Genomic DNA, 13,764 nt, shown 5'->3' on the forward strand with positions numbered 1-13,764 from the left:
GAGAGGAGATTATGATGTTGATAAAATCAATTTTGGCAAGAGTAGTTCTCGCCTGCTCGGTCATTATGAGTGTATTCTTTGTTACTTCGTTACTTTCAGCAACGGCGCAAGCAGAAGGTGGACCTGTTCAGGTCGGTTATTTGCTGGATGAGAATTTCTCCTTCCTGCAAGAGAAACCAGATGCCACATACACGGCGACCGGTTGGGATGTGAACCAAAGTGGCGGAAGTATGACGTACTCCTACAACAACTACATGAAGCTCAGCGATACCAGCTCCACGCTTCCTGTGACAATGTATCATAAATTCGTTACGCAAACGTCTGGGATCGTCGTCTGGGAATTTCGTTTCAAGCCAGGCGCAATTATCGATGGTCTTCAGTGGCAGCTCCGCAATGATGCAACCGCAGCGATCAGCATTTCCACGAGCTCCAATCAGTTCGTACTGAATACCTCTTCAGGCACGCAAAACTTACAAACCTACTCCGCTAACACGGAATACGGTTTTAAGGTGGTCGCGAACATCGACACCGACAAAAGTGATGTCTATGTGAACGGTGTACTAAAGGCGAGCGCTGCGAATTTCAGTCAAAGCGTTAGTCAACTGAACGGCATGTATATGCAAACAGGCACAGCGTCCACAGGTGACGTATATATCACGCCGATTCAGGTTTACAAAGGTTATTCGGTGAATGAGAAATTCATTTCCACCATGACGAATGTACCCGCAGATTGGACAGTAACCAATTCAGGCGGTGTTGTAGCTGTCGAGCAAAACAAGAGCGCCACAAGCCCCGATGTGTACAGTTTGAAACTGGATGGTTCGGGATCCACGAGTGGTGTAAGTTTATCCAAAACCGTCTCAGCGCTCAGTGATGATGAGATTTTGCAATTCAAAGTCTTAATTCCAACGAAAGCAGACGGCATGGTCTTCGAATTAAAAAGCGGCAGTTCGAGCGCTGTCAAGTTGACAACGGCGAGTGGACAGTTCAATTATGTCAACGGCTCAGGTACTTCGGTCCCCTTTTACAATTACAAAGCTAATGTCTGGTATGCCTTTAAGGTGAAGGTGCATCCCTCAACGGATAAAGCCGACATCTATCTCAATGGAAAGCTGCTCGTTTCGAATGCCGCGTTCACGACAGCGATTACGAGCATCGATACCATTCGGTTCTATGCGCCTAACGGTTCAAACAAATTGATGTGGGTGGATGACATTGGGCTATACAAGGATTATCCACTCCCAGGAGATTATGTGCCTACTCCCGTGAAAGTTTCGTCACCTACGTATCAAATCGGGGTGCAATCTTGCTCCATGTGGCGAGAAGGCACTCATCTAGGTTGGGACGCGATAAATCCCTATCCGGAGCGCACGCCGCTGCTCGGTTTCTATGATGAAGGAAGTCCTGAGACTGCCGATTGGGAGATCAAGTGGAAGGTGGAGCATGGCGTCAATTTTGAGAATTATTGCTGGTTCCGTCCACGGGGCAATGAAGGCTTGCCGATTAAGGATCCATACTTAGGGAGTGCGCTTCACGATGGATTCTTTAATGCCCAATACAGCAATCAAATGAACTTTACAATTATGTGGGAGAATACGAGTTCTTTCTCGTCCGGAGCGGCTGATTTTGAGAACAATATCGTGCCTTATTGGATTGAATATTATTTCAAGGATCCTCGCTATTTGAAAATCGGCAATAAACCCGTGCTCTCCATTTATAAGCTGGATGGTTTGATTCGTGATTTTGGCAGTCTAACTGCCGCTGCAAATGAGATCTCTTTCTTACGTACAGCGGTGCAAGCTGCTGGGTTTACGGATTTAATTCTCATTACACCGACGAGCGCTACGGACTCTGCGTCATTGAACAATTTGAATACAGCAGGGTTTGACTCCGTCTATGCATACAACTTCGGAGGTGTGAACTCACATATCAATCTGCAAGAGAAAGTCATGAATGACCAGAAGAACACAGGTATTATCGATGTAATTCCGACACTCAGTATGGGGCGCGACGATTTCCCATGGCTCGGTAAGAGCGGGTATTGGACGACGGTGACCGAGTTTAACACGTTAGCGAACTGGGCTAAGAATACGTTCATTCCGTCTTTGCCAGCAGGCTCGATCGGTAAAAGCATCATTATGCTCGACAATTGGAATGAATTTGGCGAAGGACATTTCATGATGCCGACGGGCTTGCATGGTTTTGATTATATCGACACCATTCGAAGCACCTTTACGACGGGAGGCGCACATACGGACACTGTGCCTACGTTAACGCAGAAGAATCGGATCAATGTGCTCTATCCAACGGATCGGGTTGTTGATATCGTATGGCCAAAACCGCCACTCACGGGAACATACTCGAAGTCATGGGAGTTTAACACGGCGGGAGACAGTGAAGGGTGGACAGCGGTTAAGCAGATTAGTGGCCTAACGGTTTCAGGCGGCTTGTATAGTGGAACCTCAACGGGGACTGATCCAGGGATCGTTTCAGGAGATTTATTAGGCCTCGCTGCTATTGATGCCTCGTATCTGGATATTCGAACCACCAGCAGTGCAGAAGGAGCGGGAGTCATCTATTTTATCACCAATAGTGATACGAACTGGGATGAAGCGAAATCCGTTCAATTCTATATTGGGCCAAATAGCGGAAATCAGACACTCTATCATGTGCCCATGTTTGAAAATGAAGCCTGGACAGGGACGATTCGTCAAATTCGTTTCGATATGATGACAACAACGGGAACTTTCAGCATTGATAGCATTCGAGCTGTCGATAGCTCAGGTATCGCGGTTGGCGCGAATCAAATTGTCGATCCCAGCTTTGAAGACTCGTACATGCACTATTCAGGCTGGGAAGTAACGCCTCAGCTGAGCAATGCGCAGATGCATACAGGCACGCATTCGCTCAAGCTTACAAAGACGAATAACTACGGTAGTCTGAACATGCCAGTCAATGTGGTAAATGGCAAACCATTTTATTATTCCGCTTGGGGTAAGCTAGCAACAGGTTCTACGGCAGGGCAGGTGTTGAAGCTTGGGTTGCAATACAATCTGAACGGGGTGCAGAAACAAATCATTCTCACATCAAGTACGGCATTGACGACTTCGGCCTGGGCACAAGCGACCAGCACGTATACAATTAATGAAACCGGGTTAGTTAGTGATGTGAAGTTGCTTATTTACACGGATAATCCAGCGCTATCTGAAGCCTTTTATCTGGATGATGTGGAAGTACGGCCGGATCTCGTTACAGATCCTGGATTCGAGGACGCAATAACCCATTACGCAGGTTGGCAAATTAGCCAATTGCTATCGACTGCGGAGCATCATACCGGTTCACAATCGGTCAAAATTACGAAGTCGTATGGCTATGGCAGCCTGCAAGTCACATTACCTGTGGTCAAAGGCGCGGCGTATAACTATTCAGCTTGGGCTAAATTGGCAACGGGGTCAACCCCCGGAGAATACTTGCGATTGGGCATCCAATATAACTTGAATGGGGTGCAGAAGCAAGTGACCATGCTGACAAGTGCTGGTTTGAGCACGTCAGCTTGGACACAGGTGCAAGGGAATTACACCATTAGTGAAACGGGTATTGTGACCGATGTCGTCCTTTTGGTTTACACGGATAATCCAGCGGCAACAGATTCGTTCTATTTAGATGATGTGAATGTACGAAGCGTACAGTAAAAATGAAGGATGGGATGGACCACGCCGAGAACGGGGTGGTCTGTCCTATTTCAAGGGGGATGAATCGATTGTCTGATAGGAATCCAAAAGGTGAAGCTTTACTTTTCGTGGGCACGGAGCCCCAACCGCTTCGCTACAAACCACAGCAACATGGCAGTGTGCGGGTACGGAGTCATTATAGCCCAACACATTCCGATAATCGTTGGTTTGTGGAGGGTATCGATTTCATCGTTGACTACAAGCAAGGCGTGTTAGTCAGGACCGAGACGAGCGCGATTTCCGATTGGCGCCAGCATGTGCTATTTGGAAAGATGAGCTTCGATCACCGGGAATACGGGGTTATTTCCAATGCCCCCTTTACCGTGTATGCGGACTACACGCTCGCTGCTGAACCAGACGTGGAAGTCGGAGATAAGTATGATCGAACCACACAATCATTCAGCAAAAGACTTCTTCATAAGCTAGAGCTCGGAGAGCCAATCGTCTATTGCGTGTTAGGCGATAGCATCTCTATGGGAGCCGAGACGGAAGACGCGAGTCAACCTTTCTATGCGCAATTTATTGATGGGGTAAGGGGACGGTATCCACAAGCCCGTATTGAAGTATCTATGCGGGCGATTGGCGGGGAAACAAGCACAAGCGGATTAACACGATTGTCAGACTTCGTTAGACAAGAGTCGTTTAATCTAATCTCCATTGGCTATGGCATGAATGATCAGAATCTTCATAGTGATGGGAGTAACGCGGTTTCGATCCATCATTTTGAGCAAAATATCACACGAATGATCGATCTTGTGCAGGCGCATCAAGCGGCCGACATTGTGCTGCTTACGCCATGTGTGCCGAATCCGGCATGGCGGTATGCAAGCCCTAATGTCACCGCGTATGGCGAAGCGATTCGTCGCTTAGCGATGGTGCGAAACGTCTGCTTAGCTGATGTGCAGCGACGATGGATGGCCGAGCTTGCAGCAGGTAAAAGCCATGGCAGCTTGCTGATTAATCATATCAATCATCCCAATGCGTATGGGCACAAGCTCTATGCGCGAGCATTAACGATGTTGGTGAAATAAGCGAATGCCAGCGCATGATTTTAAAGATTTCGGCTCATTTTGCAGTGTTCGTAATTACCGAGTTTCACATGGATTTGCAGTAAACGACGTAAATTGAAATATACATCGATTCGCGATTATCGTACTGTTCAGATATAAATTGTTGGAGGTAGATTGCAAACATGAGGAAACTAAAAGTGGGTGTCATCGGGCTAGGTGAGGTTGCTCAAATTATTCATTTACCCATTCTAGAGTCACTAAGCGAATGCTATGAAATAGCTGCGGTATGTGATATATCTCCTAGCTTAGTGCAGTGGGCAGGAACTCGGTATGGTGTTCACCACCAGTATACGGATGCGTTGGAGCTCGTTAAACAGAGCGATCTTGATGTTGTTTTTATCCTGAATAGCAATGAGTACCATACAGCATGTGCGATTGCTGCGATTAATCAAAAGAAGCATGTATTTATTGAAAAACCGATGACCATGACCCAGCAAGAGGCAGACGCCATCATTCAAGCGCGGGATGAACAGGGTGTGAAAGTGATGGTCGGCTACATGCGCCGGTATGCCCCCGCATTTACGCAGGCAGTCAGCGATGTCAGAGAGATGGGACAGATTCAATACGCAGTAATTCGCGGCATTATTGGTATGAACCATTTTTTCACTAATCAAACTAGCAAAGTACATCGTTTTACAGACATCCCCGCGGAAGCAGCGGTAGAACGCAGGACGATTCAACAACGATTGCTGAAGCAAGCAGTTGGTGAGGTTCCGCAGGAAATCTATCATGCCTATTCGTTGCTCCTTGGTTTAGGTTCGCATGATATTTCGGCTATGCGAGAGCTCATCGGCGTTCCGAATCGCGTCGTTTCAGCTGTGCAATGGCAAAACGGTTCGTGTATGGCCGCTACTTTTGAATACGATGGTTTCTACGCCACCTATGAAACAGGTCTTGATCAGAATCGACGCTTCGATGCGCATATCGAGGTGTTTGGAGCTACGAAACAGTTGAAAGTTCAGTACAATACGCCTTATATCCGGCATTTGCCGACGACCTTACATGTAGGTGAAACGGTAGGAGAAGCCTACGAGGAGCGGGTTCATCGTCCGACTTTTAAAGATCCGTATACGATTGAATTGGAATTGTTCCATGAGGTCATCACGCAAAATAAGAATTTAAAGACGACACCGGAAGACTACAAGCAGGATTTGACGATTTTTAAAATGATGGTTGATCAAATGCTGATCACCTATAAGGCGCAATAGAGGGAGGATCAGTAGACAAATGACGGTCATCGCGAAGCGAAAAAAAGAGTTAGAGAACTATCGAGCCCTACCGACGTTGGATGCGGAATCGATCGATGTGTACTGGGACATTAAGTTGGAACAAATCGGAAAGCTTCCACTCGGCATTCGCAGAGAGCATCAAGCTTCGTTATTTCCGGCAGTAAAGGTCGATAAACTTACGTATACGGCTTATGACGGGACGCCAATTCATGCTTGGTTTCTCCTACCTGAGTCGAGCAGGCATGCCTCGGAGAAATTGCCTTGCGTCATTATTTTCCCCGGTTATGGCGGGGATAAAGGTTTGCCAGAGCGCCACGCCACTTGGCTCCTGCTTGGTTATGCCGTACTAGCGATTGATGCTAGAGGACAGACCGGAGAGACGGGCAACCATATGCAGGATCAATGCGGTTCTGCTCACGGCTGGGTTTCGAGGAACGTGTTGGACAAAGAGAATAGCTATTACATGGGGCTAGCTACGGATGTTGTCAGAGCGGTTGAAGTTGCCTATCTGCAACCTGAAATTGATACGAATCGGATCGCTGCTGTCGGCACGAGTCAAGGAGGCGGGATGGCTCTTCTTGCTGGTGCGCTCAGCCCGAAAGTAAATGCAGTCGTTGCCAGTATCCCGAATATGTGCCACTTGGAATACGGAGTCTTGAACTCCACCGGTTCCTTATCGGAAATCGCCAATTTTGTTAAACGTCATCCTGAAAAACTTGAAGGGGTGCTCGAGACGCTATCCTATTTTGACATTGTAAATCTGGCTCACCGCATTCAGGCTCCTGTCCTGATGTCTGTTGGTTGGAAGGATACGATTTGCATGCCGGATACCGTTTATGCAGCTTATAACCAGCTGTCCTGCACCAAACGCATCTACGATTATCCTTTTTCTGGTCATGAGACGGGGGAAGAGCACCATCGCAGAGTTATGTTATTCATACATGAATGCTTCGGGCATGCAGAGAATCATCGAGATCTGTAATTTAACCAAAGGGTGGTAAGGAAAATGAGTGATCCATTTATGCGTAAAAAAGCGCGTGTCGGCGTTATGACGGTAGGCCATGAGCCATATTGGGCGCAATTCCCGGGATTGAAGGAAGAATTGGAAGGGTATGGACGTGAATTCGAGGCGATGCTGCGAAGCAATGATGTGGACGTTATATCGGCTGGATTCGTCGATAATGTGGATAAGGCATTTGCAGCAACAGAGTATTTGAAGCGTCAAGGCGTTGACTTCCTCTTCAGCTTCTTAAGTACGTATGTGACTTCGGCAACAGCAGCGACACCGATTCTCAATTTAGCAGTGCCAACAGTATTGGTAGCGCTTCAACCACGCAGCAGGCTCGACTATCGCAATACGACAACGTATATGCAGCTCGCCAACGACAACATTTGCTCCTTACCGGAAATTGGCGGTGTTCTCGTTCGCGCGGGTAAACCTGCTGCTGGCATGATCGTGGGTAAGCTTTACGACGATGAACGAGCTGTTCGGGAATTAAGAGGATGGTGTCAAGCTGCGAATGCATGCAGAGCGTTTAAATATGCCAAAATCGGGTACCTGGGGCATACCTATGAGGGTATGTATGATATGAACTCCGATCCAACAGCGTTTACGGCATCCTTCGGCAGTCACGTTCAGATGCTCGAAATGTGTGATCTGGCCAAACGCGTGAATGCCGCTACAGAAGGTGAAATCGCGAACAAACTCGAGGAAATACATAGCGTGTTTTCGCTGTCCGATCCTTTTATCGACCCGATCACACGTCCGATAAAACCAGAAGACCTTACCTGGTCGGCAAAAGTAGCTGTCGGGCTGGATCGGCTCGTTGCGGATTTCGGCTTAACGGGACTGGCCTATTATTATCGCGGACTCGACAATAATGAGTATGAGCGAATCGGCTCTAACATGGTGTTGGGGAATTCGCTGCTCACAGGGAAAGGCATCCCCCTTGCAGGCGAAGCCGATCTCAAAACGTGCGCCGCCATGCTCATCATGGATCGCCTCGATGCTGGCGGATCTTTCGCGGAGCTGCATCCATGCGACTTTGACGATGACATTGTCCTTGTCGGACATGATGGCCCGCACAATATTAAGATCAGCGACAGCCGCCCGATTATTCGCGGATTGGATCTGTTTCATGGCAAGAGCGGCTCAGGCATTGGCGTTGAGTTCAGCATTCAATCAGGTCCGGTTACGCTATTGGGGATCTCGCAAACCGCTGACGGCCGCTTCAAAATGATTGCCACCGAAGGTGAATCGATTAAAGGAGCAATCCCGCAGACCGGTAATACGAATACGCGCTGCAAGTTCCCCTATACCATTGCTGAATTCGTTGAGCGATGGTGCTCGGCCGGTCCTACGCATCATTTTGCCCTTGGCGTTGGGCATGTCAGTGGTCAAATTCGTCGAGTTGCACAAATGATGGGGATTGAATTGGAAATTGTCTGAGGAGGCATGAAGGATGAAAAACGTGAGAACGAGCGGAAAACCGCTGCGGCGGTCAACGCTTGAAATGAGTTTGAAGCCTTTCAAAAGTTTGGAGCAAGAGGCTATAGATCATGTTTGTACGGAAGCCATCCGGCAATGGTTGCCATTGATAGAGATGGGGGAAACGGCCTCCGTCCTATTATGGGTTTCCGATGGCAGTGAAATCCTGACGTGGAACGCTGACGAGAAGGCGGAGATCGAGTGGGGGCGTTACATTGGGTTCGCGAATGAGGAATGCTTCAGCTATGTGCAGGGTAAGTCCGATCCTCGCATCGCACGTCCCTATATCGAAGACCCTGTTCGCATGACATATGGAGATTTGCAACGAATTGTTGTTTCTTTTAAAAGAGTTGCGGCTGATACGTTCGGCGTTTCCATGGAGGTTGGCGCTACGTTCGACGCGGGTCCTGAGTTTGCCTATTCGGATTTCAAATATAAGCTGCATCCTGAGATTAATAAAGCAGATATCGGCGGCAAATTCGTGTCCTTGAAAGCAGATTATACGGTCATTTGTACGTGGTCTAAGCTAAAAGGGGACTCTGTTGCTTACGCAAGTTATCCAGATGGTATTCCTGATGAGACACCCTTCGGTGAGTTTCTCGGCAAACAATGCGCAAGCTTTCTGCCAGCGCTGGGCTTCGATTATATCTGGTTCTCGAATGGGTTTGCGGTATCGTATTTCCCTTGGACGTATTTAGGCGCTAATTTCAACGGAAAAGAGATGCCAATCGCCGATTATCATGAGGTCACGGAGAAGGTGATGTCTTTCTGGGATCTGTTCAAAAAGGAATGCCCCGATGTTCGCACCGAAATACGCGGCACAAACTTTGGAACAGGCATGGATTTGGCGAAGGATTATATCCCTATGCAGCAGTTGTACGACAAGAAGTATATCGAATTCCCACCGCCGAATTCGCCTTGGGGCGCGCTGAATTATGATTTTGGACTGGAAATTACTGGGTATTTAACACGCATTGCAGAGCTCCCTGGCGAAGTGTATCCGTTCCGATTTTATGCGAATGATCCGTGGTTCTGGCAAAATCCTTGGTGGGATCTCTATGATCGAGAGCCACACGACATTTATGTCCCGTTGTCCGTGGCGCGTATGAATAAGCTTGGCGAGCTCGAGTCGCCAGGTATTATTGAGATATTGACCATTGATACGGAAAAAGGCGAGTTGAACGCGGATTGTCCAGCGGAAGTTATCCCGCATTTACGAAAGGCGCTTCAGGATGCACCTGATCAACCTGGTTTGCTAACTTGGTTGTATCCATTTCGTGAATTGCATAAAGCTGTCGAGACTTCGAATGAGGCGTCTGGCGATGTGTTTTTCCACGACTGGTTTATTCGCAATGCGATTAATCAGGGGCTTCCGGTGAATACCGTAATTAGCACGGATCAATTTTTTGCTATGACGGATATGGCGTTGAATACGCTGGATGAAACCGTGTTGCTCGTGGCGACATCGTGGTTATCAGGGGACAAGGCGCTTCGGATTGCTAATTATGTGCAAGGTGGCGGAAAAGTCATTCTTTATGGCGCAGTGAAAGACCCGGTTCTACAGGAACTCTTGCATCTGACTGAAGCGGATGGCATAGAAGGTGATGTGGAGCTGTCAGCTTTATTTGAAGAGGACCGCGTTGAGGGGGCAATGGGGATTCGTGCTTTGCGTCATCATGGTATGATCGCCGGAGGGGGGCTAGCAGAGAAAGTACGGGGAGAGGACGGTCATACTCGCCTTTGTGCGGTTGCTAAACAAGGCGTGGAAGAGCGCGCCTTTGCCTTAACACGATCGAAGCCGGATTGGCATGGCGGGAAAGTGGGTTGGGTACGCGGCTCATTACCATTCCTGGGGCAAGACATTACTCATCTACCTGTACGGCAGGGGGAAGAGTGGGGGGATGCTGCGATTTTTCTGCGGTATCTACAACAGGACTTCGGCTATACGATTCTTCAGGAAAAAAGAGCATCCGATTCGCCTTCCGCTTTATTCTTCGTGACCCGTCATCAGAACGGGTATCTGTTTAATGGCTGCAAACAGGATACCTCTGTGCAGCTTCGCCTGCAGTTTCCCGATGGCTCACCTATTCTTATTGGTGAGTCCACGATTGTTGGCGGCGATGAGCAGGCTGCCTTATACTCGCTTAATCGCACCTTCCATGAGGAGTGCCGAGTATTCGTTAGGCAGGAAACGCGTTCGCGCGTTTCCTGCAGGGAGCACGCGCCTTCGCCAACACGAACGAAGCAAGCAGTACGAGAGATTGCTGTTTCTGGTTTGAAGATGGCTTCGGTGACCATTTACCCTCCAGTGGATGCGTTGGAAGGGAATCGCGTTGAGGTGAAGCTCAATGGGCTTACCTATATGGATTTGAACGGTACGCGGGTTGGAAATACAATTCAGATAACGGAGATAACGGGTATGATCGAAATCTCTTGGTAAGCCATTCAAACTTCAAAGCAAACTCGCTTTTAACCAGTGAACCCACTCGATGATCACAGAGATGGGTTCACTGGTTATTTGTACCTAACTTCCGTACTTCACTCTCATCCGCTCCGCGATCCAATGAAACAGTTGAGGGATGTACTTGAATTGGAATTCATCGAGTAGTTCAATAAACTCATTACGCTCACTTGTACTCGGCAAACCAGCCTCAATACCTGCATAACCGTGAAGATGGGCACGAGTGAATTGCTCTCTAAGCGTCCCAGTCATTCCCCATAATGCATGAAATATGTGCAATCCCCCTTTTTAACTTAAGATGTAATTAATAAGATGTGTAGTTCAACTCAACCGTAGAAAGCCCGCAGAAACCAGGAAAGTTCTTGGCAATTTTCTTCGCTTCTTCGGGGGTAGCAGCTGCACCAAGCTGTTCAATACGGCGCAAACGTGAGCGTTCGGACATTTCAGCGGCTGTAATTAAATCGTTGATTTGTTTATACAATTCAGGTCCCCAAATCTTCCCGAAATCTACATGCATGCGCTCATCCGCCATATCGAATTCACACTGAATGGCTGATAAGGCATCCCCAAATTTCCAGAATTGCTCTGCGCTCTTGCGTTTCTTGATAAAGGAGCAGGGCTCGGCAACCATCGTCAAACCGGCATACATATCGGGGAACCATTCCGCAGCTAGTTCAGTAAGTCCCTTCCCAGGTGAACCTTTGAAATACTTAAATTGTGATGTTTGGTAGCCCATTTGCTCCAAGCGACGAACGCCCATTTGGCAATGGCGAATCTCATCCCACAGATGTCTAGCTAAGTCAAAAAAGAATGGTTTTGGCATTTGCTGTACCCCGTAGTACAAATAACAGAGTGACTCTGCCGCACCCATTTCTGTGGCGTTGATGAAATGCATTTGTTTAATACTGTCATGAAGTGGCGACATGCCAGGATCTGCATAAGTTGTTTTATATTTGCTGTCAGGAACATGAATCGGAAATCTTTCTACATTCCAGGCAGAATCTGAAGGTACAGGCCCTACGGCTTCATAGGCAGGAGGGAGAGGCCAGTATAGGGAAGCAACCAGCTCGCTCAGCGGCGCTGCTGCATAGGTCAGCCATACACCTTGAACATAATTTCGCCATTCCATTATTTGCTGAGAAAGCTCCTGATGATCACTCCCGGCAAAGTATGTTTGCTCATTAACCCATTTGATTAAATCTTGACGATCTAGCATAATAACTCGCAATGCATCTAAGGTAGGTACATCAAGGATAGGATCTAGGCGATATTGCAATTTCTCATATTCAGCGTATACATGTTGAAGTACATGGAGATACCCGGCAAAAAAGGAATACTCAGAAGGAGCGAGCGAAATTCTCTCGAAAGTCTCGCGAACGACGGCTGGTGTGTTCTGCTTTTCCAAAGATGGACCCGGTAATTCAGAAACACGCTGATATAGGTATTTGGCATGTTGGTTATGCAAATAAGCAAATCGACCTAATTGAGCTTTGGTTTCAAATTCTTTAACGGCTGGAACCCATCCAAAGACTGCGCGAGACAGCTCGAATTCTAGCCAGAACAGTGCAACTAGTGCATTGGCCGTATCTTTCGGGCGGTAGAATCTTCCGTCCTGGTGGGAATTCAATTTAGGTGCGACTTCATTATCCATCACATTGACATCACGATGTTCATTCATGTTCGTTGCCTCCCTTGTATGTAAAGCTATATGTTTAGTTTAATAAAAAGGAAGCAAGAAAAGTTTCTTGCATGTATGATAAAATATCGTTAAATTGCTATATTTTTTTTCGGAGGATGGCGCTGAATGAAGTTCATAGACAATGTACTTGGCAAGCATCCTTTTTTATTTTCAGTTCGGAATGTCACGACAGATGAGAATGGGTATGCCATTTTTCATGCTCATCAGGGACTGGAATTTCTTTATGTGGAGCAGGGAGACGGGCATATTATTATGGATAACAAGCTTATTCCCATATGCCCGCAAACTTTATATTGCTTCCAACCTTATCAATTGCATAAAATTAACGTGAAAGTGAGCAGCGATCAACCTTATATTCGAAGTATCTTGGTGATTGAACCGTTAGCTGTGCTGCCGTACTTAGCTGTATTTCCAGAGCTGTCAGCTTTTTGTCAAAGAGTTTGGAAAGAAATGTTACCGACACAATCATTCGAAATTAGAGAAGCTGGTTCAATATTTGCCCTTCTACAGCACGAACTGGAAAAACAAGATCCTATAAATCAATTGGAAGCTGTTGCGCTTACGTTTATTGCTATTTTGCGTAAACTTCGCGAAGTTATGGAGGGGAAGGATTCTGCTCTTGTGCGCGGGACTTCACGCAAAATAGCGTTAGTTGAACAGGCGATGGATTGGTTGGATACGAACTACCGTGAGAACTTTCGTTTGGATGAACTAGCCTCTGAGCTGCACATTTCACCTTACTATTTATCACATTTGTTTAAAAAAGATACGGGAAGTACCTTGTCGGAGTATGTGACGGTCAAACGGTTGAGAGAAGCCTGTCTCATCCTGCAAAGTACGGATCGATCGGTAGAGATGATCGCCTCGCAGGTAGGGTTCGCAACGTCCTCCCATTTTATCTACACCTTTAAGAAGCACATGGGTATCACACCCTATCAATATCGCACGCATGAAAAATAGGGCATGGAGGGTTGCCTGGAGCGCCTACAGGATTAAGTTGTACAGCAGGAGCAACGGGCACCATTAACCTGACATGGAGAGATAATAATAGAAGAGCCTGTGGTCATCATTGACCCAGGCTCTTCA

General features: G+C 47.3%; 9 protein-coding genes. 7 read left to right on the top strand and 2 right to left on the bottom strand.

The genetic code is table 11. The annotated features are described in order from the left end of the window. Positions 1 to 17: 17 nt before the first annotated feature. The 6 genes from AC58QO_RS00955 to AC58QO_RS00980 all read left to right on the top strand — a co-directional run bounded on the left by AC58QO_RS00955 (position 18) and on the right by AC58QO_RS00980 (position 10,958). Entirely contained in the window at positions 18 to 3,692 is a 3,675-nt protein-coding gene (locus AC58QO_RS00955) for a carbohydrate binding domain-containing protein (protein WP_497263201.1), read from the top strand. Positions 3,693 to 3,760: 68 nt separating this feature from the next. Next, positions 3,761 to 4,762 carry an SGNH/GDSL hydrolase family protein gene (locus AC58QO_RS00960; RefSeq protein WP_497263203.1) on the top strand — a complete coding sequence of 334 codons (1,002 nt, stop codon included), beginning with the start codon at positions 3,761 to 3,763 and terminating at the stop codon, positions 4,760 to 4,762. 161 nt (positions 4,763 to 4,923) lie between these two features. After that, on the top strand, positions 4,924 to 6,009 hold the full coding sequence (locus AC58QO_RS00965) for a Gfo/Idh/MocA family protein (RefSeq protein WP_497263205.1): 1,086 nt from the start codon (positions 4,924 to 4,926) through the stop codon (positions 6,007 to 6,009). A 19-nt stretch (positions 6,010 to 6,028) separates the two neighbouring features. Beyond that, positions 6,029 to 7,012, top strand: a complete 984-nt coding sequence (locus AC58QO_RS00970) for an acetylxylan esterase (RefSeq protein WP_497263207.1) — start codon at positions 6,029 to 6,031, stop codon at positions 7,010 to 7,012. A 24-nt stretch (positions 7,013 to 7,036) separates the two neighbouring features. Further along, positions 7,037 to 8,479, top strand: a complete 1,443-nt coding sequence (locus AC58QO_RS00975; RefSeq protein ID WP_497263209.1) for an L-arabinose isomerase family protein — start codon at positions 7,037 to 7,039, stop codon at positions 8,477 to 8,479. Between the two features lie 13 nt (positions 8,480 to 8,492). Beyond that, positions 8,493 to 10,958: a hypothetical protein gene (locus AC58QO_RS00980; RefSeq protein WP_497263211.1), complete on the top strand. Its 2,466-nt coding sequence runs from the start codon at positions 8,493 to 8,495 to the stop codon at positions 10,956 to 10,958. Positions 10,959 to 11,042: 84 nt separating this feature from the next. Here AC58QO_RS00980 and AC58QO_RS00985 read toward each other — a convergent pair whose 3' ends face one another. Together AC58QO_RS00985 and AC58QO_RS00990 are read right to left on the bottom strand one after the other, a co-directional pair. Further along, a complete protein-coding gene (locus tag AC58QO_RS00985) occupies positions 11,043 to 11,258 on the bottom strand; it encodes a hypothetical protein (RefSeq protein WP_497263213.1) in 216 nt (71 codons plus the stop codon). Positions 11,259 to 11,283: 25 nt separating this feature from the next. Beyond that, on the bottom strand, positions 11,284 to 12,657 hold the full coding sequence (locus AC58QO_RS00990; protein ID WP_497263215.1) for a DUF455 family protein: 1,374 nt from the start codon (positions 12,655 to 12,657) through the stop codon (positions 11,284 to 11,286). Between the two features lie 126 nt (positions 12,658 to 12,783). Between AC58QO_RS00990 and AC58QO_RS00995 the strand changes: the two genes are divergently transcribed. Beyond that, complete coding sequence (locus AC58QO_RS00995) at positions 12,784 to 13,638, top strand: helix-turn-helix domain-containing protein (protein ID WP_497263217.1); 855 nt, start codon at positions 12,784 to 12,786, stop codon at positions 13,636 to 13,638. The last annotated feature ends 126 nt before the right edge of the window (positions 13,639 to 13,764 follow it).

This window comes from Paenibacillus sp. J31R30, assembly GCF_059692115.1.